This is a genomic window from Chromobacterium fluminis, from assembly GCF_011602385.1.
Classification (GTDB): Bacteria; Pseudomonadota; Gammaproteobacteria; order Burkholderiales; family Chromobacteriaceae; genus Chromobacterium; species Chromobacterium fluminis.
The window spans coordinates 214,066-240,099 of sequence record NZ_JAAOMA010000003.1; the positions used below are offsets into that span (position 1 = coordinate 214,066).

The window sequence follows — 26,034 nt, forward strand, 5'->3', positions numbered from 1 at the left end:
TTCACCCTCAAGACTTACGCTGTCTCCCGTGATGAAACCAGGAGGCAAGCGATGAAGAAAAACCCCTTATTGACCAAGATACTGATCCTGCTGGCGCTGTCCTTGGCACTGCTGGTGCCGGTGAGCGCGATCAGCAACCTGATCTCCGAGCGCAAGCATTATCAGGAAGAAGCGGTGGAGAAAGTGGTGGCCAGCACCAGCGGCGAGCAAACCGTGATCGGTCCGGTGCTGGTGATCCCTTATGTGGAAACCGTGGAGGAGAAGCAGAATGGCAAGACTCAAAACGTCAAGCACGAGCTGGAGCGTTACGTGCTGCCGCGCCAGCTGGCGGTGGACGGCAAGCTCAAGGTCAGCCCGCGCTCGCTGGGCATTTATCAGGCGCTGATCTTCGGCAGCGAGGCCGGCTTCAGCGGCCATTTCGAGATTCCGCCGCAGCCTGAGCTGCTCAAACCGTCGATTCAGCTGAAAACGCCCTATCTGGCGGTGGGCATTAGCGATCCGCGCGGCATCGGCAAAGTGCCGCAACTGAGCGCCGGCGGCAAGGCGCATCCATTCGCGGCCGGCGCCGGCCTGCCGCGGATGAGCGAGGGCATACACGCGCCGCTGCCGCAGTTGCTCGATCTTGCCAAGGCGCAGACGCTGCCGTTCGCCTTTCAGCTCAATTTGCAGGGCACGCGCAGCATCAGCTATGTGCCGGTGGGCGAGAGCAGCACGCTGAGCTTGACGTCCAACTGGCCGCACCCCAGCTTTATCGGCAACTTCCTGCCGGTGCAGCGCAGCGTGGATGCCAAGGGCTTCAAGGCGCAATGGGAGAGCAGCTGGTTCGCCAATAATCTGAACGACCGCTTCCAGCAGGCCGCCTTCAGCGATGGAAAGTCCGGCTTGAGCGCCTTGCCGTCCTTCAGCACCGGCCTGGTGCAGCCAGTGGATCAATATCAGCAGAACGAGCGCTCCGTCAAATACGCGGTGCTGTTCATCGGCCTGACCTTCTTGTCCTTCTTCCTGCTGGAAACGCTGCGCAGCCTGCGCGTGCATCCCATCCAATATGTGCTGGTGGGCATGGCGCTGGTGATGTTCTTCCTGATTTTGCTGGCGCTGTCCGAGCATCTGGGCTTTGGGCCGGCCTACCTGCTGGCGGCAACGGCCTGCGTCGGCCAGATCGGCTTCTACGTCAGCCACATCCTGGGCGGCTGGAAGCGCGGCCTGGGCTTCGCCGGACTGCTCAGCCTGCTGTACGCGGTGTTGTACGGCCTGCTGCAATCCGAGGACAACGCCTTGTTGCTGGGCAGCCTGCTGCTCTTCGCCGCGCTGACCGCCATCATGACGCTGACCCGGCGGCTGGATTGGTATCGCTTCTCCGCGCGGAGCGAGGAGGCGCTTGCGCCGCCGCCCCCGCCGCAGCCTTGACGACATCATGATTTCTCGGTTTCACAAAACCGCCATCATCAGGTAACGCGTTCTCGCTATCGTTTTCCCGCCCGGCGTCGCAACCGGGCTGGGCAAGGGCCCGGATTCCGCTTTCCGGGCCCTTGGTTTTTCATCGCGGCGCGGCGCGCCGCCACAAGACGACTGCACTCCGATGACGCTTATGACTCTTTCGCCAAGGGCCGCCTCTTGGGCGAGCCGGCTGGCCGCCTGTTTGCTGGCGGCCGCGCTCGCCGGTTGCCTGGGCGACAATCAGGACAACGCCGGCCAACCGGGCAACGGCAATTCCAATCAAACCAAGCCGCCGGCCAAGCTCCGCTGCGCGCCCTGAACCCGTACGAGCCCGCCATGACCGACACCCCCGTTTCCTCTTCCCGCCGCCAGTTCATCAAGCGCGGCAGCGCGCTGGCCGCCAGCTCCCTGACGCTGTCCTTGTTGCCGGCCTCCATCCAGCGCGCGCTGGCCATTCCCGCCAACAACCGCACCGGCACCCTTCAGGATGTCGAGCACATCGTGATCCTGACTCAGGAAAACCGCGCCTTCGACCACTATTTCGGCACCCTGGCCGGGGTGCGCGGCTTCGGCGATCGCTTCCCGCTGCCGCTGGCCGACAGCGCCTTGCTCAAGCGCAAGACCGTCTGGTATCAGACCAATCAGGGGAACAGCGCCACGCCGCCGCGGGTGGTGGCGCCGTTCCATCTCAACACCGCGCAGACTTTCGCCTATATGCGGGTGGAGGGCACGCCGCATGTGTGGTCGGACGCGCAATACGCCTGGGGCAAGGGTGTGATGAACGCCTGGCCCACCTATAAGCAGAACCACTCCATGGGTTATTTCAAGGAGGCGGACCTGCCGTTCCAGTACGCGCTGGCCAACGCCTTCACCCTGTGCGACGCCTATCACTGCGCTTTCCAGGGCGGCACCAATCCCAATCGCGTGTTTCTGTGGTGCGGCGGCAACGACCCGCTGCAACAGGGCAAGGGCCCGGTGATCGCCAACGCCTACGACTCCGTCGATTACAACCCCAAGGGCGGCTACACCTTCACCACCTACGCCGAGCGGCTGGAAGCGGCCGGGGTGAGCTGGAAGATCTATCAGGACATGGCAGACAACTTCACCGACAACCCGGTGGCCGGTTTCCGCAGCTTCCGCGCCGCTTATTTCGGCGAGGCCGGCGCCAAGCCGGCGCTCAAGAGCAAGGGCTTGTCCACCTGGACGCTGGACGATCTGCGCCAGGACGTGCTGGCCAACCGCCTGCCGCAAGTGTGCTACATCGTCGCCACCGCCGACGGCTCGGAGCATCCGGGGCCGTCCAGCCCGGCGCAGGGGGCCGACTACACCGCCCGCGTGCTGGACGCGTTGACCGCCAATCCGGAGGTGTGGAGCAAGACGGTGTTCCTGGTCAACTTCGACGAGAACGACGGCTTCTTCGACCACGTGCCGCCGCCGGCCGCGCCCAGCTATCTAAGCTGGGACGCGGACCCGGCCAAGGCGGTGCTGGCCGGGGGCTCCACCGTGGCCACCGACGGCGAGTACCATCATCTGCGCAGCAGCGAGACCAGCAATGAGCGCGCCGACCTGATCCATGTGCCTTACGGGCCGGGGCCGCGAGTGCCGATGTATGTGATTTCGCCGTGGAGCCGCGGCGGCTGGGTCAATTCCCAGGTGTTCGACCACACCTCGGTGATCCGCTTCATCGAGCAGCGTTTCGGCGTCAAGGAACCCAATATCAGCCCCTGGCGGCGCGCGGTGTGCGGCGATCTGCTGTCCTGCTTCGACTTCGTCAATCCCAACGCCGAACTGCCCAAGCTGCCTGCCACCGCCGCGTTGGCGGCGCGGGCGCGAGCCTTGCCCGGCCGCACCAAGCCCAGCGCGCCGGTCCTGCCGGAATTGCCGGTGCAGGCCAGCGGCCTGCGCCGCTCGCGCGCCTTGCCCTACGAGTTGCACGCCAGCGCGCGCGCGGACGGCAGCGCCGGCACGGTGGAGTTGATTTTCGCCAATAGCGGCCAGGCAACGGCGGTGTTCCACGTCTACGACCGCCGTCATCTGGACGCGCCGCCGCGCCGTTACGCGGTGGAAGCCGGCAAGCAGCTGTCCGGGCTGTGGCGGGTCAATTACGACGCCAATCTCTATGACTTGTGGGTGCTGGGTCCCAACGGCTTCCATCGCCATTTCACCGGCGACGCCGGCCAGTTGGGCCGCTTGAGCAAGGCGCAGCCGGAGATCCAGGTCTGTTACGATCCGGCCGCCGGGGACGTTTATCTGAAGCTGCACAATAGCGGCCGCGAGAACTGCGAGTTCCAGGTGCGCGCCAACGCTTATGCGAAGACCGATGCGCAGCGCGTTGTCGTTGGTCCGCAAGGGGAGGCGGTGCTGAACTGGCCCTTGAAGGACAGCTACGGCTGGTACGACGTCAGCGTCAGCGCGCCGGTGTTCCCCGGCTTCAGTCGCCGCTTCGCCGGCCGGGTGGAAACCGGTCGCGACGGTTATAGCGATCCGGCGATGGGCGGCGCGGCGCAGGGCGAGCAGTGGGCCACGTCCTGAGCCGGCCGGTCTTGCCGGTTTAAAACGGGCGGCGCCGACGGCGCCGCTTTTTTAATGGCCCGGCGTGGCCAGGCGTTCGAATCTCATCACCCTGGCCGGCGGCAGATTGCGCCAGATCAGTTGGCTGTCGCGCAGCGCAAAGCCCGCGCCCAGCCAGTCCGCCGGCGCTTGCAAGGCGTAGCTGAATTGCAGCAGCGCACCGCCGGCCGGCAATACGCGGCGCCATTGTTCGACGATGGCCAAGGCTTCCGCCCGCGGCAGGGAGCGCAGCGGCAGGCTGGAGACGACGACATCTATCGCCGCCTGCTCCGGCAATAAGGCCGCCAGCCGCGCGGCGTCGCCCTGTATCACCTGGACCGAGGGAAAACGCTGCCGCAGATGACGGACAAAGGCCGGAGAGCGTTCGACCACCCGCAAGCGTTCGCGGCTCAGTCCTTGCGCCAGCAAGGCTTGGGTAATGGCGCCGGTGCCGCCGCCCAGCTCGATCACCAAACCCGTGCCGGACATCGGCGTCTGGGCGGCCATGCACTGCGCCAGGCGCTTGGAACTGGGCCAGACCGCGCCCACCCGGCCGGGCCGGTTTATCCATTCGCGAAGAAACAGGCGGGGAGAGCGGGTGGTCAAATGGGTCCGGCAGACAGCGGGCGCGTTCAGCGCTTTGGCGCAAATGGGGCAAAAGGCGAGGGAGGCTTCGAGTGGATCAGGGCTGCGCATGGGACTTTCTCCGGTTTGACATGCTGGTTTGTCCTGGAGAAGCCATGCTAGAAAACAATGCTTAAGCGTAGCTGAAGCGCCGCGATGATTGTCGCATCGCGGCGCTTTGGGGTTTAGAAACAGTTCACGATCTACGGAGTTGGGCGCTTAGAGCCTGTTCAAGATCTCGCGAGTCGTGAACAGCTTCCTAGAAGAAACCCAGCGGCTTGCCGTCAAAGCTCACCAGCAGGTTCTTGGTCTGCTGGTAATGGTCGAGCGCGCGCTTGTGGGTTTCGCGCCCGATGCCGGACTTCTTGTAACCACCGAAGGCCGCGTGGGCCGGGTAGAGGTGATAGCAGTTGGTCCATACCCGGCCGGCCTTGATTGCGCGGCCAACGCGGTAGGCGCGGTTGATGTCATGGGTCCACACGCCGGCGCCTAGGCCGAACTCGGTGTCGTTGGCGATGGCGATGGCCTCCGCCTCGTCCTTGAAGGTGGCGATGCTGACCACCGGGCCGAAGATCTCCTCCTGGAACACCCGCATCTTGTTATTGCCCTTCAACAAGGTGGGCTGGATGTAATAGCCTTGCGCCAGCCCGCCTTCCAACGGCTCCAACTTGCCGCCGCTCAGCACCTCGGCGCCTTCCTGGCGCGCGATGTCCAGGTAGGACAGGATTTTGTCGAACTGCTGCTGCGACGCCTGGGCGCCCACCATGGTGTCGGTGTCCAGCGGATCCCCGCGCTTGATCGCCGCTACCTTCTTCATGACCTCGGCCATGAAGGCCGGGTAGATGGACTCCTGCACCAGCGCGCGCGACGGGCAGGTGCAGACTTCGCCCTGGTTGAAGAAAGCCAGCACCAGGCCCTCGGCGGCTTTTTCGATGAAGGACGGCTCCGCCTGCATGATGTCTTCGAAGAAGATATTGGGCGATTTGCCGCCCAACTCCACGGTGGACGGGATGATGTTCTCCGCCGCGCATTGCAGGATGTGGCGGCCCACCGGGGTGGAGCCGGTGAAGGCGATCTTGGCGATGCGCTTGCTGGTGGCCAGCGCCTGGCCGGCTTCCTTGCCGAAGCCGTGAACCACGTTGATCACGCCCGGCGGCAGCAGATCGCCTATCACTTCCATCAGCACGGCAATGCCCAGCGGCGTTTGTTCCGCCGGTTTCAGCACCACGCAGTTGCCGGCGGCCAGCGCCGGCGCCAGTTTCCACGCGGCCATCAGGATGGGGAAGTTCCACGGGATGATCTGGCCCACTACGCCCAAGGGCTCGTGGATGTGGTAGGCCATGGTGTTGTGGTCTATCTCCGCCGCCGTGCCCTCTTGGGCGCGGATGCAGCCGGCGAAGTAGCGGAAGTGATCGGCGGCCAGTGGGATGTCCGCGTTCAGCGTCTCGCGAACAGGCTTGCCGTTGTCCCAGGTTTCGGTGATGGCCAGCACTTCCAGATTGGCCTCGATGCGGTCCGCGATCTGCAGCAACAGATAGGAACGCTGTTGCGCGGAGGTCTGGCCCCAAGCGTCGGCGGCGGCGTGGGCGGCGTCCAGCGCCTTGTTGATGTCGGCGGCGTCGGAGCGCGGAAACTCGGCGATGGGCTGGCCGTTGACCGGCGAGGTGGTGGTGAAATGCTGACCGTTGACCGGAGGCGTGAACTCGCCGCCGATATAGTTGCCGTAGCGGGGCTTGAAGGCGATCAGCGCGCCGGGCGTGCCGGGGTGAGCGTAACGCATGGTGTTTCTCCTGTTATGAATAGGCCGGTTGCCGCGCGGCGGCGGCTATTGTTCAGCAGAAAGCGTGCCAAGGGCGGAGGTCAGGAGCGCGTGTTGCGGTGCAAAACACGGCATAGCTAACTTATGCGGCTATTCTGCGGCTCACGCATTGCGGCGCGGCATGGCGCGGTCAGCGCTAGGCGGGCCACCTGTCCCATTGGACGCGGCGCAAACTGTTGCAAAACGCTACAGTGTCGCGCTCGATGCGACGCCGGTCCCGGCGCGCCGCATGTTAAGGTGACGCGCGGGTTCATCCGCCGCCGCAACCGTTTTCGTTCTGTCTCGCTGCACTTGCGAGACCTTGCGCCGGCTTTCATGTCCGGAGGGAGTTCACCATGGATCATCCCATTGCTTTGCCCGTGGAACGGGCGCGGCGCAGTTTCTTCCAGCAAGGGCTGGCGCCGGCGGGGCTCAGGGGCGAAATCGCCCAGTCTTGGCAGCGCTGCCGGCAACAAGCCTTGCCGCCGCAGGCCGCGCGGCAAGAAGACGGCCTGGAAGGCGCGGCGTTGAACGCGCTGCGCGAGGCCAACGGCCTGCTGCTGCGGCTGGCTCAGCCCGAGCTGGACGGGCTGGGGGAGCAAGTCATCGACCGCCGCGGCATTGTGCTGCTCAGCGACGCCGACGGCGTGATTCTCAATGCCGCCGGCTGCCCCGGCTTTTTGCCCAAGGCGGAACAGGTGGCCTTGCTGCCCGGCATGGCCTGGGGCGAGCGGGACCGAGGCACCAACGCCATCGGCACCGCTCTGGCCTTGGGCGCGGCGGTGCAGGTCAACGGCGGGGAACATTATCTGGCTAGCAACGGGGGGATTTCCTGCTCGGCCGCGCCCATCTTCGCGTCCAACGGCCGCCTGGCCGGCGCGCTCAATATCAGCAGCGACGCGCGCGCCCATGACGCGCACGCCTTGGGCCTGGTGCGGCTGGCCGCGCGCCAGATCGAACACCGCTGGCTGGCGCGATCGGCCGCCGGACATTGGCTGGTGCGCTTCCATTTGAACCACGCTTTGCTGGGGTCGCCGCGCGAAGGCGTGCTGGTCTTCGCCGACGAGGTGCTGATAGAGGCCAACAGCTGCGCGCTGGCCTGGCTGGGCCTGGTTTGGGCGGACCTGGGCCGGATGCGCTTCGGCCAGCTGTTCGACGGCGAGCTGCAACCGGCCGACGGCTTGCGGACGCGGCTTAGCCGGCGCGGCCAGCATTTCCATCTGCACATCACGCCGCCGGCGCGCAAGGCCTTGGCTGAACGGCCTGCGCCCAAGGCCGAGGCGGCGGCGCGGCCCTCTGCCGCCTTGCAACGCGCCGTCAAAGTGTTGAACGCCGATATCCCGGTATTGCTGCAGGGCGAAACCGGCGTGGGCAAGGAGGTGTTCGCCCGCGCTTTGCATGCCGCCAGCCGGCGCGGCCGCGGCCCCTTCGTCGCCGTCAACTGCGCGGCGATACCGGAGGCGCTGATCGAATCGGAGCTGTTCGGCTACGAGGAGGGCGCCTTCACCGGCGCGAGGCGCAAGGGCATGGCGGGCAAGCTGCGCGAAGCCGGCGGCGGCGTGCTGTTCCTGGACGAAGTGGGGGACATGCCGGCGGCGATGCAGGCGCGCTTGCTGCGAGTCTTGCAGCAGCGCGAGGTTACCCCCTTGGGCGGCGGTCAGACGCATGCGGTGGACTTCGCGCTGATTTGCGCCACCCATCGCGACCTGGCGGCGATGGCGGCGGCCGGCGAGTTCCGCGCCGATCTGTTCTATCGCTTGCAGGACTACCCAGTGCGGCTGCCGCCCTTGCGCGAGCGCGCCGACCTGCCGCGCTTGATCGACGAGATGTGGGACGAACTGGGCGCGGAACAACGCGGCGTGCGCTTGGGCGGACCGCTGCGGGCAGCCTTGCTGACCTGCAACTGGCCTGGCAACGCGCGCCAGTTGTACAGCGCCTTGCGCACCATGCTGGCCCTGGCCGACGACGGCGCGGAACTGGGGATGGAAGAGCTGCCGGCCAGCTGCCGAGTCGATGCGTTCCGAGCTTCCCCTACGTTGACGGTTGGCCGCGACGAGTTGATCGAGCGGACGCTGGCGCGCTGCCAGGGCAATGTCAGCCGCGCGGCGGCGGAGTTGGGCGTGGCGCGCAGCACGCTGTACCGGCGGCGCAAGCAGACGCCGGGATAGAACGGGCATGGCCTGCCAAAGCAGGCCAGCCGTGCGTTTTCAGTGGTTTTCGCTTTGCTTGCGGGACGTTAAGCGAGTGCTTACAGCTTGGCGCCGTGAGGCGCGGACCAGATCTGATTGACTTGCGGTGCTGTCTCCGCCGCGCAGCGATAAACCTCGACAGGTGTTCCCGCAACGGAAACCGCTCCTTGGAAAACATCCAGACAACCTTGGCTGTTTTTCAGATTGCCGGTCATGGTGTAGGCGAAGACTTGTTTCGGGTCATTCGCATCGCAGGCATCCAGCTTGGCCCATTGTTGAGTGGAGGCGTTGAGCGGTCCGGGGCCTGCCGTCGCGTTGGCGGACAAGCAGAGTTTGGCCCCCAAGAGTTTGATGTTGCCGTTGCTCTGCCGTTGCCATTGCTGCATGGGCGAGTTAGAGCAAGTGTCGATGACGATGCCCGCGCCGGACTTGGCCGCGCCCGCAACCGATAAGCACTTGGCGGCCACATCAAAGCCGGGCTGAGTCGTCTGAATCTGACCGGTGGGGGTCAGCGCGCCGCCGCCTACGATTCTGAGCATCATATTGTCGTGGGGAGCGATCCGCATCGTCACGGCCTTCACCGAGGACTGGCTTGCCCCGGTCCACAGGTGGTGCACGGTGTAAGCGCCGTTGGCGGCGGGAGCCAGGCCCAATGCGGCCAGATTCAAGGTATAGGCTTGTTCGCTAGCGTTCTTGTTCAAGACCAAGGCGGCCAGGCTGCCGTCCTTCAAGGGTTTGACGACGACGTCGAAACCGGCGTTGCTGGCGGGGTTGTCGCGCAGCACGCGGTAACCGCCGGCGCCCAAGGGGTCCTGATTGACCGCGATCACGCGCTGATTGCTCAAGATGGCGAGCGAATCCTTGAGGTGGGCGGTTTGAGGGTTGACCATTTTGCGGACGTCCGCGCTGATGAACAGAGGCGCGCCCATGATGGACCACAGGCCCATTTGGCTTCTTTCTTCACTGGTGGACAGGCCGTTGTCACCCAGCATCAGTTGGTCGGCGTCGTTCCAACTGCCGGGGCCGACATAGCGCGACAAGGCGATGGTGCTGTCATAGGTTTGATAGACGCCGATTTCATAACCCGCCTCCTTGGAATCCCAAGGAGAAACCGGGGGCGCCGAATCATGTGTGATCTTGATGTCCGGCCCTACCCGCCACATCTGGCCAAGTTGCTTGGCCAGTGCGAGCGCGGTGTATTTGGCGGGAGATTGAGGGTATTGACCCGCCGGCAAGGAAGGGTCGAACACAATGGGGCGACTGACGTTTTTCAGCGCCGCCTGCATCTGCTTATCCAGTGTTTCCGTTGAAACGCCGCCTTCAGCGCCGCAGTTGTCCAGCTTGAGAAAGTCCACGCCCCAGAACGCATAGGAGTTGGCGTCGGCTTGTTGGTGTCCCTGCGCGCCGGCCTTTTCTCCTTGGCAGGTTTTGGCGCCGGCGGTGTTGTAGACGCCGCCCAGCAGGCCAAGATTATGCAGGGTGTTCATATAGTCCGTCAGCTCATAATCAAAGCCAGGCTGTTGAGTGCCGGACCACTTGGGGTTGCCGTGCAGGTAGCCCTGCGAGTTGCGCATCATCCAGCAGTCGTCGACCACAACGGTTTTGTAGCCGGCCGCGCTCAAGCCGGAGTCGTGCAGCGCCCGGCCTTGGTCTTCCATGAAGCGCTGGAAGGAGTAGGCCGCCGGGTTGGAGCCGTCTAGCGGCTTTTGCGGCGTGCACTGAAACCTGGCCCAGTTATTGAAGCCCATGGGAGGCAGCGGCGCCAAGAGCTGCGCTTGAGCGGCCAGGCTGCACCAGGGGAGCGCCAGAATGGGCAGCAGGCGGCAACGGGAGAGTATGCTGGACATGTCTATTCCTTTATGGGCTTGCGATAGTCAAGAACCTTGGTGTTGAAACGGAAGGTCAAGCAACGACAAGATGCGGCCCCGCATCCTTCTTGTTTTTCTATCCGCGCATTTCGCGGTTCACGCTGAAACCGGGGCGGATATCTTGCCTCTCACTTGGCGGCCCCGAACCCATAGCGCCTGCAGTTGCATCCGGGCGTCCAGCGCCAGCACATTGGCGCGTTTGCCTATCGTCAGGGATCCCAACTCATGGTCCATGCCCAATAGCCGTGCAGGGTGCAGGGAAGCCATTTCGATAGCGGACGCCAAGTCAGCGCCGGCCAGCTCCACCATATTGCGCACGGCATCCAGCAATCCCAGGGTGCTGCCTGCCAAACTGCCGCTGGCTGTTCGCACAATGCCTTCCCGCATTTCCACCATGCTGCCGGCCAGTTCGTAAGCGCCGTCCGGCATGCCGGCTGCGCGCATCGCGTCGGTGATCAGCAGCAGGCGCTCGCCGGCGCAGCAGTGGCATATTCGCAAAACAGCGGGGTGGACATGGTGGCCGTCGGCGATCAGCTCCAGCCAGGCTTTGGGATGGGCCAAACCCGCGCCGGCCATGCCCGGCGCGCGATGATGCAGGCCGCTCATGCCGTTGAAACAGTGCACAAGGCCGGCCGCGCCGGCGTCCAGCGCGGCTTGGGTGGCGGCATAGTCGGCGCCGGAGTGTCCCAGCATCACCCGCACGTTCAACGCGCTCAGGTAATGGATGGCGGCGATGGCCTGAGGTTTTTCCGGCGCCAGGGCCACTACCTTGAGCGAGCCGGCCGCGCAATCGATCAGGCGGGAGAGCTCCGCGATGTCCAATTCTCGAAACCAGCGCTCTTCGTGAGCCCCTTTGTGGCGGGGGGTAAAGTAGGGACCTTCCAGATAGCTGCCCAGTATTTCCGCCCCGGGCGGCGTTTCATGGCGGACGTCCGCGATCAAGGCCAGCACTTGTTCCAATTCGGGCAGCGGGGCGGTGACGGTGGTGGCCAAAAAAGCGCCCACGCCTTCATCGGCCTTGGCCGCCGACAGCGCGCGCAGCGAGGAGGCGCGGCAATCCATCACGTCGACGCCCCGTCCGCCATGCACATGGGTATCGATCAGGGCCGGGACCAGCCACTCGGCGTCGCGCTGTTCATCGTCGGGCGGAATCGCTTCTATCGCCATAATGACGCCATCCTCGTGAACAAGAAGCTGGTGCTCCCGCCAGCCTTGCTCGGTCAATAAGCGGCGGGCGCGGATGAGGTTGATCATATTGGTCTCCGGCAGGCGCGGGCGCGGTTCAGATGCCGGCGCCGGGGGCGCCATCCAGCCAACGCGGCTTGCTCGGTTTCTGTAGTTCATCGGCAAGGCTGGTCAAACCGCGGCGGCCGCAGTCCAGCGCTTGCTGGCGAAAGGTCTCCAGGTTTTCGCCGTTACGCTCCCCCAGCATTTCCACCGCCAGTTGCAAATTGACTCCCGTCAACACTTCCACTTTCACATGGCGGTTTTGCACAGCCAGCGTGGAGGCGATCCGGAACGGCGTGCCGCCGAGAAGGTCGGTGAAGAAAACCACGCCTTGCAAATGATCCAGTAAAGCGAGCGCGTCGCGGCATTGCTGCTCCAACAGCGCGGTGGACGAAGTGGAGGGGAAGTCGATGGCGATGCAGTTGTGCTGTTCGCCCAGTATTTGTTCGGCGGCGCTGAGCAGGCCGCTGGCGAAGCGGCCATGACCACAGAAAATGACGTTCAACATGGGTTTGCTCCGGTTGCTGGGGTCAAGGCCCCGGGATGGATGCTTTTGCCGTGCTGAGGCGACAGCGGCGTCGCCGAAGCGCAGCGGATTTTGATCAGGTTCTCAGAGGAAACCGCCAAAGGTGCCCGCCACCCCCAAGGCCAGGGTGATGACGATGAGCCGCAGAGGACTCCAGCCGCGGCGCACCAGCATATACATCGCCAGGGTGTAGGCCAGAGGCAGACAGGCGGGCATCAGCTTGTCGATCACGTCGGTTTGCAACTTGATCACCGCGTCGCCGGCGGTAATTTTCAAGGGGGTGGAGAGGCGCACATAAGTGGCGACCAAGGCGCCGATCACGGTCATGCCGACGATGGAGGCGGCGTGAGCTGCCTTGAGCGTGTTGGCTTTGATCAAGGGAATCGCCGCGATGCCCATCCGGTAGGCGTAGTGAGCCAGGGAGAAGCGCAGGCCGAAGTGCACGGTGTTGAACAAGGCGAAGAAAAGCACCGCGCCAAGCGCGGAGCCTTGCAAGGCGAGATCGGCGCCGATGCCTCCGCAGATAGGCAGCAAGGTCAGCCAGAACATCGCGTCGCCGATGCCTCCCAGCGGGGCGCCCAGCGCGATCTTGGCGCTTTGGATGCTGTTGACGCTCTGTTTGGAGCGCTCCATCGCCAGGACGATGCCCATCACGAAGGTGACCAGGAAGGGGTGGGTGTTGAAGAAGCCCATATGCCCCTTCATCGCGCGCGCCAAGTCCCTTGGGTGGGTATGAATTTTGCGAAGCGCCGGAATCAGACCGTACACCCATCCCGCGCCCTGCATCCGCTCGTAGTTGAAGGACGCCTGCAACAGCAAGGAGCGCCAGGCGAAGCGATTGATATCTTGTCGCGTCAATTCCGCGCCAAGGCTCTGGTCTTCGTAGCGGTCGTCATCCATTTCCGCGGCGCTGGATTCCGCTTGCTGCGGCAGGGCTTGGGTCAAAGTGTTAGATGCCATCTTCTGCTGCCTCCTGAGGCGCGCGTGGCGGCGTTTGGCCGCCTCCTTTGCGCATGATGTCTATCATCGCCATGGCCAGCGCGGCGGTGGCGATGGCCAGTACCGGCAGCTTGAGCCAGGCCGCGGCAACGAAGCCGAGGATGAAGTAGGGGATATAAACGTTTTTCATCATGATCTTGAGCAAGATGGCAAAACCGATGGCGGGCATGATGCCGCCAGCGACGCCAAGGCCGTCGATCAGACGCTTGGGCAGCATGTCGATGATCGTTTTGCTGTGCTCGGCCCCAAAGTAGATGGGCAGAAAGGCGCAGAGAAAATAGAAGGAGCCCAAGGCCAGCAAGGCTAGATGATTCACCCGTTCAATGCCTTTGTAGTCGCCGGCGGCGGCCATGCCGTCGCAGCGCGACATCACGCCGGACATGACGGAAAACAGGAAGGTGATGCCCATCTGCACCGCCACGGCGAACGGCACCGCCACGCCAACCGCCACCTCGGGTTTGACGCCGGTGGTGATGGCGAAAGTGGCGCCGACAATGGTGCCGATGATGACGTTGGGCGGCTGCGCGCCGGCCAATGGGGCAAGCCCCATCCACACCAGTTCCAGCGTGCCGCCCACCAGAATGCCGGTGTGCGCGTCGCCCAGAATCAGACCGACCAAGGGCCCCAGCACAACAGGCCGGTGAAAATGGGTCAGGCCGTTGAACAGGTCCAGCCCGGCGACAAAGGCCAGCAGGCCCAAGGCCAGGCCTTGTAACAGACTGATCTCCATCATGACACTCCTTCTTCTTGGTCTTGCAACAAGGGGTAGACGTCCTGTTCCGGCTCGGTGGGCACGCCTTGGATAAAGCATTCCACGCCTTTTTCGCGCAGCGCCCGGAAGTCGTGCACATCCTGTTCGCCTACCGATACGGTTTTGTAGATCTGACGCTTGCCGTTGGCGTAATGCATATTGCCGACATTGATGCGTTTGATCGGCACGCCGCCTTCGATCAATTGCAGAAAGTGCCCCGGAGTCTTGCAGACAATGAGGATTTTTTGCCGGTCCGCGGCCAGGTGGATCTGGTCGATCACTTTTTGCAGCGGCCAAAACCGGATGGCGATGCCCTCCGCCAGCACCATCTCCATCAGGTTTTGCTGGAGGGCGTCCTCGGCAATCTCATCATTGGCCACCATGACCAGGTTGGCGCCGGCGAAACCCACCCATTGCACACCCACCTGTCCGTGAACCAGACGTTCATCGATGCGACTCAATACGATATTCGGCATTTCGCCTCCTAAGCCTCGGAATAGGGGTAAATGGTGACGCCCTGCACCACGCGGTTGACATGCCCGTCGGGAGACGGCGAGTCCGGAGAGATGCCCAGCAGCATGGAGGCTTGAAAAGCCATGTACTGCAAATACGGCAGGTAGCAAAAAGCCAGGCTCATATCGTCGCCCTCTTTTCCTGGAGGCAGATACAGCCGGTCGCCGGCGTCAATGATGGAGTCGCGGCGATCGGCAAGCGCTACGACTTGTTCCGCTCGCGCGTCTCGGCGCAGCTCTTGCAGCAGGTCTAATTCGTAACGGCGCACATGCGGCTGGTTGGAAATGAGCTGTATCACCACTGTCCGCTCGTCAATGACGGACTTAGGCCCATGGCGAAAACCAATGGCGGAATCGAACAAGGCCACGATGCGGCCCGCGCTTAACTCCAACATCTTGAGCGCCCCTTCGCGCGCGATGCCCTTGAGTTCGTTGCTGCCGAGATACACCACGCGCTTCGGCGGGGCCGCCGCCCAGCCCGCCAATTGCCGCGGCAATACGTCTATCAGATGACGTCCGCGCTGAAGCATGTTCAGGCATTCAACGGGATTGAAGCGCCGCGGCAACAGGATGGCCAGACAAGCAAGCAACATGCAGCTAAGGCTGCTGGTCATGGCGAAGCCGCGATCGTTGCTGTCCGGCGGCATCAGCACGCTTAGCGCGCGGGGATTTTCGCGGCTGCGGCGATAGAGTTCGCCATGTTCACTGCAGGTCAGCACCAAGTGGCGGCAGGAGGGTTGCAGGCTGTCTGCCAACTCTATGGCCGCCAGGCTTTCCGGGCTGTTTCCGGAGCGAGCGAAGGAGACCAGCAAGGTGGGGCGCTTGGCGTTGAAATAGCTGACGGGAGAGGTAACGATGTCGGTGGTGGCGATGGACTCCACCTGCCTGCCGAGCCAGCGGCTGATATAGGGCGCGAGCGTTTCGCCGATGAAGGCGGAACTGCCTGCCCCCGTCAAAATGATGCGCAAGTTGGGGTGGGCGAGCAGCGGCGCCAGAAAAACGCTGATAGACGGCCGTCCGGCTTCGACGATGTCCAGCGTATCGGCCCAGGCGAGCGGTTGCTGGTCGATCTCCTGAGCGGTGGCCAACCCTCCCGCCTTCGCCAGGCCTTCACGGCTATGTCCCAGGATCATGACTGTTCCTCCGTTTCCGCGCGACAGGCCGCCGCGTAGGGGCGCAGCACCTCTCGGACGCAATCGATGACTAGCGCCTTGGGCTTGGCCTCCAACGTGCCGGCGCGCACACGCTGATATTGAGCAGGCAAATACTGACTGAGCAAGGTTTCTGGCAGGGCGACGGCGGAAAGATTGTTGAGCAGTGTCTGGCAACTGGCCTCCACCGCCGGGATGGGCCAGTAATAACGAATGCGGTCCGAGTAGCTGAAACTGCGGGCCAGCCGGCACTCCGTCTGGCTGCCGTGATAATGGCTTTGCCAGAAGGCGGGGCGCTCCAGCATCGATTGCTCCAGAACCTTGCGTAAATGGGAGCGTTCTTTTTCCGGCAGCAATTCGTTTTCAATGCCGGCAAGCGCGTATAAGGCCTCGCGCAATGCGAAAGTGAGAGCCGGGCCGACCTTGAGGATGGCGAAATGGTCTCGCACCAGTTGACGGTAGGCCGCGGGAGTTTGGTAGTCGGTGGAATGGGCTTCATAAACCAGGCCCGGATGCCCCTCTATCATGCGGCTGAGCGCGGTGGCGGCGGCGGGCTGATAGTTGGCCACGCTGATGTGATCGAACTCTACGCCGGGTTGCACCACCAGCGCGATCACGCGCTGCCATGCATCGTTCAGACCGGCGGCGGCAAAGGCTTCGCGGTGTGCGAGAAGAGTGCGCTCGGCGGCTTCCGGCCGAGTCACTGCAAGTTCATCCAGATGTTCCTGCGCGCCGCCGGGCGTAGGCACCTCGGTGCCCACCACGTATAAAAGCTCGCTGCGGCCATACAGGTGCCGGCCAACTTCTTCCGCCACGCGGGCGAGGTCCGCCGCGCGCGCGGCGACTAGCGCGTCGTCCAGCGGGAGCTCGTCGTCGGCGCAGGCCATGCTGCAATCGAGATGCAGTTTTTGGAAGCCGGCGGCAACGTAGGCGGCGATCAAATCGCGGGCATGTTCCATCGCTTCCGCGGCGGGCAGGCTTTGCCAGCGATTGGGGCCGAGGTGGTCGCCTCCCAAAATCAGCTTGTCGGCGGGAAAGCCGCAGCCTTGCGCTAGTTGGGTCAGGTGTTCGCTGAAACCATGGGGCCTCATGCCGGTATAGCCGCCAAACTGATCCACCTGATTGGACGTGGCTTCCACCAGCAGGGCGGTTTGATTTTCGCGGGCCTGGATCAGTGCGGCTTCCAGCACAAGGGGGTGGGCGGAGCACACGGAAAAGATGCCGACGTGCTCGCCTTGCCTGTGGCGCCGCACTAGCTGTAGCAGGGGGTTCATTTGTCGTCTCGTTAGTTGATGGGAACGATTTTTGATTTCGTTTTGTTTCTTCTTGTATTGTTTTCCATGCCTTTTAAGCTAAACGAAATGTGATTGTGATTTCAATAGCCGAAAGAAGAAAGGAAAAGAAAGATTTTGCTTTGTTGCTTTTTTGCCGAAGTGGGCGGGCGCGGCAGGCTGTGGAATAATGGCGGCAGGGCGGCCGGAAGGCGCTGATTTTGAGTCGCGTTAAAAGAAAAGAAACCGAAACTGCGTACAGCGGGAGCGCAAGATGATAGAAAGCAAAAACAGTGTCAGCACCAGCGAGCGTCGCGAGCGCATCGTTCAGCAATTGAACAAGCACGGCAGCGTGCAGGTTTCCGAACTGGCCGCGCAGTTTCAGGTGTCGTCGGTAACCATTCGCAATGACTTGGCTTTTTTGGAAAAGCAAGGCGTAGCCACCCGCTCTTATGGCGGCGCGCTGGTGTTTGATCCGGTGCCCGCGCCCAAGGAACGAGCGATTTCAGACAAGAGCCTGCTCAATGCCGGCGTCAAGCAGCGAATCGGCCAGCTGGCCGCCACTCTGGTTGCGCCGGGCAAGCGCGTCATTCTGGATTCCGGCACCACGACCCAGCAAATCGCCAGTTGCCTGAGCGCGCATCAGGATTTGATCGTCATGACCAATGGACTGAATATCGCGAATGTCTTGGCGGACGCGCCGGGCGTGGAGCTATTCATGACGGGAGGGCAGCTGCGTCGCACTTCGCTGTCTTTCTACGGCACCCAGGCCGAGCAGTCGTTGCGGGACTATCATTTCGATCTCTTGTTTCTCGGCGTGGACGGGCTGGATTTGGAGCATGGGGTCAGTACGCACTATGAGGCGGAGGCCAGGCTTAACCGCTGCATGTGCGAAGTGGCCGACCGCGTCGTGGTGGTAACCGATTCCAGCAAGTTTCGCCGCACTAGCCTGCACAAGATTCTGGATACTCGCCGGATCGATACTTTGATTACCGATACCGGCATTCCTTCGGACTACCTGTCCGGCCTGCAGCAGGCCGGCGTGAAAGTGATGCAGGTAGCGGCGGGCTAGACGGGCCGTCCGCCGGGTTCGCGGCATGGCGGCGGGGGAATCAGCTGAACAAGCGTTCCCGCTGGCGTTGAAACGCATCCTCAGCCATAGCCGCGCTGTTTCAGCGCCAGGTAGAGCATGGCCGCGTTGATGGCGTCGTTGAGCGCGTCGTGGCGCGGCGGCGCGGGCATGTCCAGATCCTGGCAGATGCTGGCCAGCCTAAGGTCGATGTGGGCGTCAGGGTTCTGTCTCAGCTTGTAGTCGTAATAGCGGCCGGAAATCTCGATGCGCCGCTGCGGCAGAGGCACGCCCAGCCAGGGGCGGACGTAGCGGTTGAGCACCGCCAGGTCGTATTCCAGGTAATAGCCCAACAGCGGCCGGCCGCCGATGAAATCCAGCAGCCGCCTCACGGCGTCCTGGGCCGCCAGGCCCTGGCGGACGTCGATAGGCCGCAGGCCGTGGATACGCACATTGTCCGTCTGCGGCGCCCGTTCCGGGCGCACCAGCAGGTAGAGCGCCTCGCTGGCGAGGATGCGGTTGCCGCGCAGCTTGACCGCGCCGATGGACAGCAGTTCGGCGTCCGCCGGATTCAGGCTGGTGGTTTCGCAGTCCAGGCTGACCAGTTCGTCCGGGTGTTCCCGGTACATCTCGGCGTAAGCCGGGTCGCGCAGCCGGCGTCGCTGCCATTGGCGCACCAGGGCGGTCAGCATCAGAAGCTGCCCAGCCGGTAATGGTGGCGCAACTGCGCCTTGAATCGCTTGACAACGCCCAGCGTGTCCTTGAGCAGGTCCCGCTCCAGCGAGGACAGCTTTTCCGGTTCCAGTAGGTTGTCGGCCGGTTTGCCGGCGGCAAGCCGCTCCAGCCCCTGATCCAGCCGCAGTTGCATCAGATAGGACAGCGCCTCGCCCACATCCTCGGCCAAGCCGCGCTCCAGCCGGCCCTGCGCGGCCAGCGCCTGCAGTCTTTGCTGCGAGTTGTTTTCGCTGACTCCGTATTCCAGCGCCAGCGCGCGGATGCCGTGAACCAGAGGGAAGATGCCGCCTTTTTTCAGATCCAGCGCGGCGCGACCATCGCGGTCGCGGGTTTGCAGATGGGAAAACAGGCCCAGCGGGGTGTCGAACTGTTCGATGGCGCGAGCGAAGCGGGAGAAGAAGCCGGCGTCGTCGCGCAGGGTGAGGCGCAGATAGTTTTGGGCGTCCTCCAGCAGCGCCGGGTCGCCGCAGACGGCTTCCGCGTCCACGAAGATGGCCAGCCGCATCAAGGCGTTGCCGTCCGGGCTGTGCACCCAGCGGTGGAGGCGATCACGCAGCTCGGCGCCGCTGAAGCGCCAGTCCGGGTGGCTAAGCATGATGTTGCCGGGACAGGGCGGGTAGCCGAAACGGGCCAGCGCGGCGGAAAAGGCCTGGCAGCTGGCTTCCAGTTGCGGCCAGGGCGCGCCGTCGCGCAGCAGCAGCGCGTTGTCCTGGTCTGTTTTGAGGATCTGTTCGCCGCGCCCTTCCGAGCCCAGCACCAGCAAGCAGCTGTTGGCCGCCAGCTCCGGCGGCGCGATCAGCCGCCAGGCGCGGGCGAACAGCCGGACATTGAGGCTTTGCACCAGCCGGCCCAGCTGCAGCGCCTTGACGCCGTGGCCGGACAGGATGCGCACCAGCCGTGGAATCTGTTCCGCCACTTCCGCCAGTTCGTCCAGCGTGGCCGCGCGTTCCAAGCGCTGCGCGATCAAATGAGAGTGGTTGGAAAAGTAGGACAGCACGTCCACCTGGGCCAGCATGCTCACCGGCTCGCCGTGTTCAGTCACCACCAGGCGGCGCAGATTGCGGCGCGTCATCAGCAGCAGGGCGTTGAACAGGAAGTCGTCGATGTCTATGGTCAGCAGCTCGTACTGGCAGTATTCCGCCGCCGGCGCGTCCGAGGACACGCCGTTGAGCACGATGTCGCGAAAGTCCGTGGTGGTGAGGATGCCCAGCCGCCCGTCGCTGCGCAGCAGCACGGATTTGGATTTGTGCGACTTCATTGCCACCGCCGCGTCGCGCAGGCTGGCACCGCCGTCCACAAACACCGGTTGGCGGCCGCCGACGTCGCGAACGGTGGCCGCCAACAAGGTTTGCAGTTCGCGCTGACCCGCCCGCTGCGCCAGCCGGCCCAGCTTTTCCGACACGCTGGCGTAAAAGTAGGCGCCGAAGCGCGGGTTGCTCTCGGTCAGGGCCAGCACTTCCGCGCGCGGCAGGCTGTAGAGCAGCGCCTCTTCCTGCACGATGAAGCGGCGGGAGGTCTGGCCGGCGGCGGTGGCGCGGGCGTCGAAGCCGTCCTGGGCCCGGTACAGCGCGACGATCTCGTCGCCGGCCATTTCCCTCACCACGCCCTTGATCACCACGTAGAGAGCCGTGACCGGCGCGTCCGGCGTCAGCACGGTTTGCTCGTTGGCGTAGAACAGGATGTCGGCGCAAGCTTCCAGGCGTAGACGCTCGTCCGGGCTCAGGGCGTCGAATGGGGCGTAGCTGAAGTCGAATCGCTGCATGGAGGCCTCGCTGAACAAAACATTGCCGCCAGCATAACACCGGCGGCAAAGGCTTGTCGGCGGGCGTTCAGCCGGGCAGGTGTTGCGACAGCGGGGAGCCGTCGCGGAACAGCAGCAGTTCGCCGGGAACGAGCGGCGTCCAGCTTTCGTTATCGGTCAGCGGCTGGGTGGCGATCACCGCCACGCGGTCGTGCGGGGTGGTGACCGAGGCGAAATCCACGCTGACGTCGTCGTCAACCAAATGCGCGGTGTTGAACGGCGCCTGGCGGATGATGTAGTGCAGATGGGTGGAGCAGTGGGCGAACAACACCTCGCCGTTGCTCAGCATGAAGTTGAACACGCCGTGGCTGGAGATTTCCGCCGCCAGCCGGGCCACTTCGGCGAACAATTCGTCCAGCTGCGGTTGCTGACACCATTTGGCGCGCAGCCGCTCCATCAGGTGGCAGAACGCCCGTTCGGAGTCGGTGCCGCCCACCGGGTTGTAATGGCAGCCAGCCTCGGGCTGGAAGTTTTCCAGGTTGCCGTTGTGGGCGAAGATCCAGTAACGACCCCACATTTCGCGCATGAAGGGGTGGGTGTTGGCCAGGTTGACTTCGCCTTGGGTGGCTTTGCGGATGTGGGCGATCACGTTTTCCGACTTGATCGGATAGTTGCGCACCAGGTGGGCCACAGGCGATTCCACGGACGGTTTGTCGTCCAGGAAGATGCGGCAGCCCTTGTTCTCGAAAAAGGCGATGCCCCAGCCGTCGGCGTGGTGGTCGGTCTGGCCGCCGCGGCGGTGAAAGCCTTCGAAGGAGAACAGGATGTCGGTTGGAGTATTGCAATTCATGCCCATTAACTGGCACATGGTTTTGGGTTCCACGGTAGAGAGGTTGTCATGGCCGGCCGCGCCGGCTGCGGTTTTGTTACAGAGCTTAGGCGATAAGCGAGGCCGCGGCAATCCCGCCGCGCCGGCCGTGGAGCCCGGGCGCGGCGGCGGAATCGACGCTCAGGCCGCGGAACGCGCGAGGCCGCGCAACTTGGCCCAGCCGCCCTGACTCAGGCTGACGCCCAGCAGGATCAGCCCGCCGCCCAGCCAGTGGTAATCGTGGATGGTTTCGCCCAGCAGCGCGCTGGCGATCACGGCGGTGAACAAAGGCAGCAGATTCATGAAGATGGCGGTGCGCTCGCTGCCCAGGCCCTGGATGCCGCGCATCCACAGATAGGGGGCCAGTACCGAGGAGGCGATGCCGGCGAAGGCGACCAGGCCGACGCCTTGCGGCGGCACCGCCAGGCTGTCCGCGCTCATCGCCACCGGCACCAGCATCAGCACGGCCAGCAGCACCTGGATGTAGAGATTGGTCCAGCTGCCGAACGGCGGCGCCCAGCGGCGCAGCAGAATGCCGTACAGCGCGTAAGAGAGGGAGCCGACCAGCATCAGCGCGTCGCCGCGGTTGACGCCGCCGCTAAGCAGGTCCAGCGGCCGCCCCTGGCCCAGCAGGTAAAGCACCCCCAGCAAGGACACCGCCACGCCGAATAGCGCGTGCGCGCCGGTGGGCTGGCGAAAGACGGTCGCGTTCAGCGCCAGGCCCAGCAGCGGGATCAAGGCGCAGATCACGCCCATATTGGTGGCGCTGGTGCTGTGCGCGGCGTAATAAGCCAGGCATTGGTACATCACCATGCCGAGCGCGGCCAATACGGTGAAGCGGCCCAACCAGGGGCGGATGGCGCGCCATTGGCGCAATACCGGCCTCAGGCTCAGCGGAGTGAGAATCAAGGCTGCCAACAGCCAGCGATAGAAAGAAATGGCGGCGGGGTCCAGCGCCTGGGCCGCGGCTTTGGACACCACGGTGTTGGCGGACCAGATCAGCACGGCCAGCATGGGAAACAATGAATACATGGGATGGCTCCGGATGCGGCTCTCGTTCCGATGTGCGGTCGAGAGTACAGAAAAGCATTAACAGTAGGCAGTGTACTGCTGTCTGATTCAATGTATATAATGCAAAACAGACAAGACGATAGCGGGAAACCGACAAATTGGACTACTCAGAACTGGACCAAGGCTTGCCGGAGCCCGCGCCCATCCATCTGCGCTACGACCAACTGACGCCGCAGACGGAGTTTTCGCCGCACAGCCATCCCTGGGGGCAGTTGAACTGCATTAGTCTGGGAGTGATCGAGCTGAGCTTGATCGAGCCCGGCCAAGCCGAGCGAGCGATGGCGGCGCCGGCGGAGTTCCTGATCTGGGTGCCGGCCGGGGTTCGCCATTCCGCTTCGGTGCGTCAGGCCATGCGCTACACTTCGGTCTATGTGGGCGCCGAGCAGGCCGCCCGCTTGCCCGCCCATCCTTGCCTGATTCCGCAAACGCCCTTGCTGCGCGCCTTGTTGGAGGATTTCTGTCAGCGCGGCGTCACCGTCGTTCGGGATCCGTGGGACCGGCGGCAGGCCGAACTGCTGCTGGAGCGGCTGGCTCAGGCCGGCCACCAGGACAGCTATCTGCCGGACAGCCGTCATCGTCAATTGGCGCCCATCCTGGCCGCCATCCGGGATAATCCGGCCGATGCGGCCACCTTGGCGCAGTGGGCGCAGCGCGTGCACGGCACCGAGCGCACGCTGGCGCGCCATTTTCAACGCGAGCTGGGCATGAGTTTTGTCCAGTGGCGCAACCGGGTGCGCTTGCTAAGGGCCCTGGCCTGGCTGCGCGAAGGGCGTCCGGTGCAGGACATCGCCGCCGACCTGGGCTACGGCACCGCGTCGGCCTTCATCGCCATGTTCAACAAGCAGTTAGGCTATTCCCCGGAGCGCTACCGGCGCTTGCTGACCGATGGCGCGCATTGAGGGAGGCTTGTTGCCCTTTTGGCATTGCGGCACACTGGAATGATTGTCAATCATAGAACCAGCCTTCTACGCCCCAAGCCATGAGCAAGAAAATCAAACAACTGGCCCGCCAACTGGGCGACGGCTGGAAGCTGCGCCGCCGCCTGCGGCAGGCCAGCGCGCTGAATTTCGCCTTCTCCGAGCGCATAGACTTTTTGAACGGACAACACTGGGATCAGCTGGCGGCCCGGCACGGGCTGCTGATGTCCCGCGATTACTGGCGCGCGCTGGAGCAGTCCGGACTCGCCAACTTCGAAGTGCGCTATGCGCTGGCCTATCGCGACGGCGAACCGGTGGCGGCGGTGGCGATGCAACTGCTGGAGGTGAGCCTGGAAACCATGCACGCTCACCCCGGCCCGCGTCCGGAAGGCTCGCTGCGCGCGGCGCTGGCGCAAAATCTCAAGCCCAAGCTGCGGCAACGGCTGCTGGTCTGCGGCAATATGCTCAGCTACGGCCTGGACGGCGCGGCTTTCGCCGAGGACCTGGACCCGCAGACCCGCTGGCAGGCGGTGGCGGAGATCCTCTACCGCATCCGCCGCGCGGAGAAGCTCAACGGCCAGATCGACTTCGTGCTGGTAAAGGATATGGACGAAACGGCGCGGGAAGACAGCCGGGCGTTGGGCAAGCTCAGCTACAGTACCCTAGAGACGGAGCCCAATATGGTGCTGCCGCTGGCCGAGGACTGGAGCGTTTACGACGACTACCTGGCCGGAATGACCTCCAAATACCGCAGCAGCATCCGCCAGCAGATCTTCAAGCCGATAGAAGCCGCCGGTTGCGAAATCGGCGTGATGACGCCGGAGCAGGTGGACGCGCAGGCGGAGCGGATGCAAGCGCTTTACCTGGCGGTGCAAGACAATGCCACGCTGCGTCCGGTCACGGTGAGTGCGGATTACTGGCGGCGGATGGCCGCGCTGGGGCCGGAGCGGGCGGAGCTGCGCGGGCTGTGGCAGAGCGGCGCGCTGCTGGGCTTTTTGCTGATCCTGAAAAACGGCGAGGAGATCACCGCCGCGCAGATCGGTTTCGATCGCGCCGCGGCCAAGGAGCTGCCGCTCTATCTGCGCCTGCTGCATTCGGCGATTGAGTCTGCGCTGGCCGCCGGCGGACGACGAGTGATTTTTGGGCGCACCGCGTTGGAGCCCAAGGCGAGGATGGGGTGCCGGCCGGTGCCGACTTCGCTATGGATACGCCATCGCCAGCCCATGCTCAATTCGCTGATCCGCAGCAGCTTCGGCATCGTCCAGCACGAGGACGCGCCGACGATCAACCCCTTCAAAAAATAAACGCGCCGTCCTTCGCGCCGAGCGGCGGGGAGGGCGATCGCGATCTTGGTCGCGGAAAGGACCCGATATGACTCAAACCGCGAGCGCCGAAGCGGCGCACACGCGCAAACTGAACCGAAACGACTGCAAGACGCTGGGCCTGGCCTCGCTGGGCGGCGCGCTGGAGTTCTACGACTTCATCATTTACGTGTTTTTCGCCCTGGTGCTGGGCAAGCTGTTCTTCCCGCAGGACATTCCGGGCTGGCTGCGTCAATTGCAGGTGTTCGGCATTTTCGCCGCCGGCTATCTGGCGCGGCCGCTGGGCGGCATCGTCATGGCGCACTTCGGCGATCTGTTCGGCCGCAAACGCATGTTCACGCTCAGCATTGTGTTGATGGCGCTGCCCACGCTGGCGATGGGCCTGCTGCCCACCTACCAGAGCATAGGGATATGGGCGCCGATTTTGCTGCTCCTGCTGCGCGTATTGCAGGGCGCGGCCATCGGCGGCGAGGTGCCGGGCGCCTGGGTCTTCGTCGCCGAGCACGCGCCGCCGCGCCGCACCGGCCTGGCTTGCGGCATCATCACCTCGGGGCTGACCATAGGCATTCTGTTTGGCTCCCTGATCGCGATGGCGATGAATCTAGCCTTCACGCCGCAGCAGCTGGAAGACGGCGCCTGGCGGATTCCCTTCCTGATCGGCGGGGTGTTCGGCCTGGTGGCGATGTATCTGCGCCGCTGGTTGCATGAAACCCCTGTGTTTAGCGAAATGCAGGCGCGCAAGGCGCTGTCCGCCGAGCTGCCGCTGAAGGCGGCCTTGCGCGGCCATCGTCTGGGCATGGCCGTGTCGATGGCGGCCACCGCGATGCTGTCGGTCACCATCGTGGTGGTGATTCTGATGACGCCCACTTTTTTGCAAAAACAGTTCGGCGTGCCGCCGGTGGAGGCCTTGTCCGCCAACAGCCTGGCCATCATCGCGCTGAGCGTGGGCTGCGTCGTCGCCGGCCTGGCGGCGGACCGCTTCGGCGGCGGACCGGTGTTTACCGTGGGCAGCCTGCTGTTGGGCGTCAGCAGCTGGTGTTTTTACCAGACCATGGGACAGGACGCGAGCTGGCTGCGCCCGCTGTACACGCTCACTGGTTTTTTCGCCGGCATCGTCGGCGCGGTGCCTTATCTGATGGTGCGAGCCTTCCCCGCGCCCATCCGCTTTAGCGGCCTGTCTTTTTCCTACAATGTGGCTTATGCGGTGGTGGGCGGCTTCACGCCGGTGCTGCTGTCGGTGTGGATGGAGGCGAGTTCGCTGGCGCTGGCCGGCTATCTGATGGTTTTCTGCTTGGTTGGCCTGGCGATGGGTTTGTTTTTACTGGCCTGGGGCGATAGACCTGGCTTGTCTCACCCGGTGCATTGAAGAGCCGGAAGCGCGCATAGAGAAACGGCGGCGTCCTTATCG

Annotated in this window: 22 protein-coding genes; 8 read left to right on the forward strand and 14 right to left on the reverse strand. The window is 64.0% G+C overall.

Annotated elements, in window-relative coordinates; translation table 11 throughout:
• Positions 1-51 precede the first annotated feature (51 nt).
• The 3 genes from creD (at position 52) to HA052_RS03800 (ending at position 3,969) form a co-directional block, all read left to right on the forward strand.
• On the forward strand, positions 52-1,407 hold the full coding sequence (gene creD, locus HA052_RS03790; RefSeq protein WP_166450831.1) for a cell envelope integrity protein CreD: 1,356 nt from the start codon (positions 52-54) through the stop codon (positions 1,405-1,407).
• Positions 1,408-1,588: 181 nt separating this feature from the next.
• Positions 1,589-1,756, forward strand: coding sequence for a hypothetical protein (locus HA052_RS03795; RefSeq protein WP_166450832.1), 168 nt, complete (start codon positions 1,589-1,591; stop codon positions 1,754-1,756).
• 17 nt (positions 1,757-1,773) lie between these two features.
• Positions 1,774-3,969, forward strand: coding sequence for a phosphocholine-specific phospholipase C (locus tag HA052_RS03800; protein WP_166450833.1), 2,196 nt, complete (start codon positions 1,774-1,776; stop codon positions 3,967-3,969).
• 51 nt (positions 3,970-4,020) lie between these two features.
• Here HA052_RS03800 and HA052_RS03805 read toward each other — a convergent pair whose 3' ends face one another.
• Both HA052_RS03805 and exaC read right to left on the reverse strand, forming a co-directional pair.
• Positions 4,021-4,683, reverse strand: a complete 663-nt coding sequence (locus HA052_RS03805) for a class I SAM-dependent methyltransferase (RefSeq protein WP_166450834.1) — start codon at positions 4,681-4,683, stop codon at positions 4,021-4,023.
• Positions 4,684-4,870: 187 nt separating this feature from the next.
• Positions 4,871-6,391, reverse strand: coding sequence for an acetaldehyde dehydrogenase ExaC (gene exaC / locus HA052_RS03810; protein WP_166450835.1), 1,521 nt, complete (start codon positions 6,389-6,391; stop codon positions 4,871-4,873).
• Between the two features lie 374 nt (positions 6,392-6,765).
• Here exaC and HA052_RS03815 point away from each other — a divergent pair, with 374 nt between their 5' ends.
• Positions 6,766-8,577, forward strand: a complete 1,812-nt coding sequence (locus tag HA052_RS03815; protein ID WP_166450836.1) for a sigma-54-dependent Fis family transcriptional regulator — start codon at positions 6,766-6,768, stop codon at positions 8,575-8,577.
• Positions 8,578-8,657: 80 nt separating this feature from the next.
• Here the strand turns inward: HA052_RS03815 and HA052_RS03820 are convergent, their stop codons facing one another.
• The 8 genes from HA052_RS03820 to HA052_RS03855 form a co-directional block, all read right to left on the reverse strand.
• The gene (locus tag HA052_RS03820) at positions 8,658-10,445 is read right to left on the reverse strand and encodes a hypothetical protein (RefSeq protein WP_166450837.1); all 1,788 of its coding nucleotides are present in this window, start codon (positions 10,443-10,445) and stop codon (positions 8,658-8,660) included.
• Between the two features lie 117 nt (positions 10,446-10,562).
• Entirely contained in the window at positions 10,563-11,720 is a 1,158-nt protein-coding gene (gene nagA, locus HA052_RS03825; protein WP_166450838.1) for an N-acetylglucosamine-6-phosphate deacetylase, read from the reverse strand.
• Between the two features lie 28 nt (positions 11,721-11,748).
• On the reverse strand, positions 11,749-12,201 hold the full coding sequence (agaF, locus tag HA052_RS03830; protein WP_081544646.1) for a PTS galactosamine/N-acetylgalactosamine transporter subunit IIA: 453 nt from the start codon (positions 12,199-12,201) through the stop codon (positions 11,749-11,751).
• A 102-nt stretch (positions 12,202-12,303) separates the two neighbouring features.
• Positions 12,304-13,179 (reverse strand): PTS N-acetylgalactosamine transporter subunit IID, encoded by an 876-nt coding sequence (gene agaE, locus HA052_RS03835; RefSeq protein WP_166450839.1) that lies wholly within the window; start codon positions 13,177-13,179, stop codon positions 12,304-12,306.
• Complete coding sequence (agaW, locus tag HA052_RS03840; RefSeq protein ID WP_240937260.1) at positions 13,169-13,951, reverse strand: PTS N-acetylgalactosamine transporter subunit IIC; 783 nt, start codon at positions 13,949-13,951, stop codon at positions 13,169-13,171. The genes agaE and agaW overlap by 11 nt, the downstream gene beginning before the upstream one ends.
• A complete protein-coding gene (gene agaV / locus HA052_RS03845; protein ID WP_166450840.1) occupies positions 13,948-14,445 on the reverse strand; it encodes a PTS N-acetylgalactosamine transporter subunit IIB in 498 nt (165 codons plus the stop codon). The genes agaW and agaV overlap by 4 nt, the downstream gene beginning before the upstream one ends.
• Positions 14,446-14,453: 8 nt before the next feature.
• Positions 14,454-15,614 (reverse strand): SIS domain-containing protein, encoded by a 1,161-nt coding sequence (locus HA052_RS03850; RefSeq protein WP_166450841.1) that lies wholly within the window; start codon positions 15,612-15,614, stop codon positions 14,454-14,456.
• Entirely contained in the window at positions 15,611-16,906 is a 1,296-nt protein-coding gene (locus HA052_RS03855) for a D-tagatose-bisphosphate aldolase, class II, non-catalytic subunit (protein WP_166450842.1), read from the reverse strand. Before HA052_RS03855 ends, HA052_RS03850 begins: the two co-directional genes overlap by 4 nt.
• A gap of 271 nt (positions 16,907-17,177) precedes the next feature.
• On the opposite strand from HA052_RS03855, the gene HA052_RS03860 reads away from it, so the two are divergent.
• A complete protein-coding gene (locus tag HA052_RS03860; RefSeq protein WP_081544640.1) occupies positions 17,178-17,975 on the forward strand; it encodes a DeoR family transcriptional regulator in 798 nt (265 codons plus the stop codon).
• 80 nt (positions 17,976-18,055) lie between these two features.
• Here the strand turns inward: HA052_RS03860 and HA052_RS03865 are convergent, their stop codons facing one another.
• The 4 genes from HA052_RS03865 to HA052_RS03880 all read right to left on the reverse strand — a co-directional run bounded on the left by HA052_RS03865 (position 18,056) and on the right by HA052_RS03880 (position 22,348).
• Complete coding sequence (locus HA052_RS03865; protein WP_206118759.1) at positions 18,056-18,664, reverse strand: 3'-5' exonuclease; 609 nt, start codon at positions 18,662-18,664, stop codon at positions 18,056-18,058.
• A complete protein-coding gene (locus tag HA052_RS03870; protein ID WP_166450843.1) occupies positions 18,664-20,469 on the reverse strand; it encodes a putative nucleotidyltransferase substrate binding domain-containing protein in 1,806 nt (601 codons plus the stop codon). Before HA052_RS03870 ends, HA052_RS03865 begins: the two co-directional genes overlap by 1 nt.
• 67 nt (positions 20,470-20,536) lie before the next feature.
• Positions 20,537-21,316, reverse strand: coding sequence for a class II glutamine amidotransferase (locus HA052_RS03875; RefSeq protein WP_081544639.1), 780 nt, complete (start codon positions 21,314-21,316; stop codon positions 20,537-20,539).
• Positions 21,317-21,457: 141 nt separating this feature from the next.
• The gene (locus tag HA052_RS03880; RefSeq protein ID WP_166450844.1) at positions 21,458-22,348 is read right to left on the reverse strand and encodes a DMT family transporter; all 891 of its coding nucleotides are present in this window, start codon (positions 22,346-22,348) and stop codon (positions 21,458-21,460) included.
• Between the two features lie 137 nt (positions 22,349-22,485).
• Here HA052_RS03880 and HA052_RS03885 point away from each other — a divergent pair, with 137 nt between their 5' ends.
• From HA052_RS03885 to HA052_RS03895, 3 genes are all read left to right on the forward strand, one after another.
• Positions 22,486-23,286 (forward strand): AraC family transcriptional regulator, encoded by an 801-nt coding sequence (locus HA052_RS03885; protein WP_166450845.1) that lies wholly within the window; start codon positions 22,486-22,488, stop codon positions 23,284-23,286.
• 80 nt (positions 23,287-23,366) lie between these two features.
• The gene (locus tag HA052_RS03890) at positions 23,367-24,608 is read left to right on the forward strand and encodes a GNAT family N-acetyltransferase (RefSeq protein ID WP_166450846.1); all 1,242 of its coding nucleotides are present in this window, start codon (positions 23,367-23,369) and stop codon (positions 24,606-24,608) included.
• A 67-nt stretch (positions 24,609-24,675) separates the two neighbouring features.
• Positions 24,676-25,992, forward strand: a complete 1,317-nt coding sequence (locus HA052_RS03895; RefSeq protein WP_081550836.1) for an MFS transporter — start codon at positions 24,676-24,678, stop codon at positions 25,990-25,992.
• The last annotated feature ends 42 nt before the right edge of the window (positions 25,993-26,034 follow it).

Bases quoted from the DNA above. Each gene is read 5' to 3' on its own strand.
- nagA (WP_166450838.1), bottom strand. From the start codon at position 11,720: ATGATCAACCTCATCCGCGCCCGCCGCTTATTGACCGAGCAAGGCTGG.
- HA052_RS03850 (WP_166450841.1), bottom strand. From the start codon at position 15,614: ATGATCCTGGGACATAGCCGTGAAGGCCTGGCGAAGGCGGGAGGGTTG.
- HA052_RS03890 (WP_166450846.1), top strand. From the start codon at position 23,367: ATGAGCAAGAAAATCAAACAACTGGCCCGCCAACTGGGCGACGGCTGG.
- agaF (WP_081544646.1), bottom strand. From the start codon at position 12,201: ATGTTGAACGTCATTTTCTGTGGTCATGGCCGCTTCGCCAGCGGCCTG.
- HA052_RS03820 (WP_166450837.1), bottom strand. From the start codon at position 10,445: ATGTCCAGCATACTCTCCCGTTGCCGCCTGCTGCCCATTCTGGCGCTC.
- HA052_RS03805 (WP_166450834.1), bottom strand. From the start codon at position 4,683: ATGCGCAGCCCTGATCCACTCGAAGCCTCCCTCGCCTTTTGCCCCATT.
- HA052_RS03855 (WP_166450842.1), bottom strand. From the start codon at position 16,906: ATGAACCCCCTGCTACAGCTAGTGCGGCGCCACAGGCAAGGCGAGCAC.
- HA052_RS03895 (WP_081550836.1), top strand. From the start codon at position 24,676: ATGACTCAAACCGCGAGCGCCGAAGCGGCGCACACGCGCAAACTGAAC.
- HA052_RS03875 (WP_081544639.1), bottom strand. From the start codon at position 21,316: ATGTGCCAGTTAATGGGCATGAATTGCAATACTCCAACCGACATCCTG.
- HA052_RS03880 (WP_166450844.1), bottom strand. From the start codon at position 22,348: ATGTATTCATTGTTTCCCATGCTGGCCGTGCTGATCTGGTCCGCCAAC.
- agaE (WP_166450839.1), bottom strand. From the start codon at position 13,179: ATGGCATCTAACACTTTGACCCAAGCCCTGCCGCAGCAAGCGGAATCC.
- agaV (WP_166450840.1), bottom strand. From the start codon at position 14,445: ATGCCGAATATCGTATTGAGTCGCATCGATGAACGTCTGGTTCACGGA.
- HA052_RS03795 (WP_166450832.1), top strand. From the start codon at position 1,589: ATGACTCTTTCGCCAAGGGCCGCCTCTTGGGCGAGCCGGCTGGCCGCC.
- HA052_RS03800 (WP_166450833.1), top strand. From the start codon at position 1,774: ATGACCGACACCCCCGTTTCCTCTTCCCGCCGCCAGTTCATCAAGCGC.
- HA052_RS03815 (WP_166450836.1), top strand. From the start codon at position 6,766: ATGGATCATCCCATTGCTTTGCCCGTGGAACGGGCGCGGCGCAGTTTC.
- creD (WP_166450831.1), top strand. From the start codon at position 52: ATGAAGAAAAACCCCTTATTGACCAAGATACTGATCCTGCTGGCGCTG.
- exaC (WP_166450835.1), bottom strand. From the start codon at position 6,391: ATGCGTTACGCTCACCCCGGCACGCCCGGCGCGCTGATCGCCTTCAAG.
- HA052_RS03865 (WP_206118759.1), bottom strand. From the start codon at position 18,664: ATGCTGACCGCCCTGGTGCGCCAATGGCAGCGACGCCGGCTGCGCGAC.
- HA052_RS03860 (WP_081544640.1), top strand. From the start codon at position 17,178: ATGATAGAAAGCAAAAACAGTGTCAGCACCAGCGAGCGTCGCGAGCGC.
- HA052_RS03870 (WP_166450843.1), bottom strand. From the start codon at position 20,469: ATGCAGCGATTCGACTTCAGCTACGCCCCATTCGACGCCCTGAGCCCG.
- agaW (WP_240937260.1), bottom strand. From the start codon at position 13,951: ATGATGGAGATCAGTCTGTTACAAGGCCTGGCCTTGGGCCTGCTGGCC.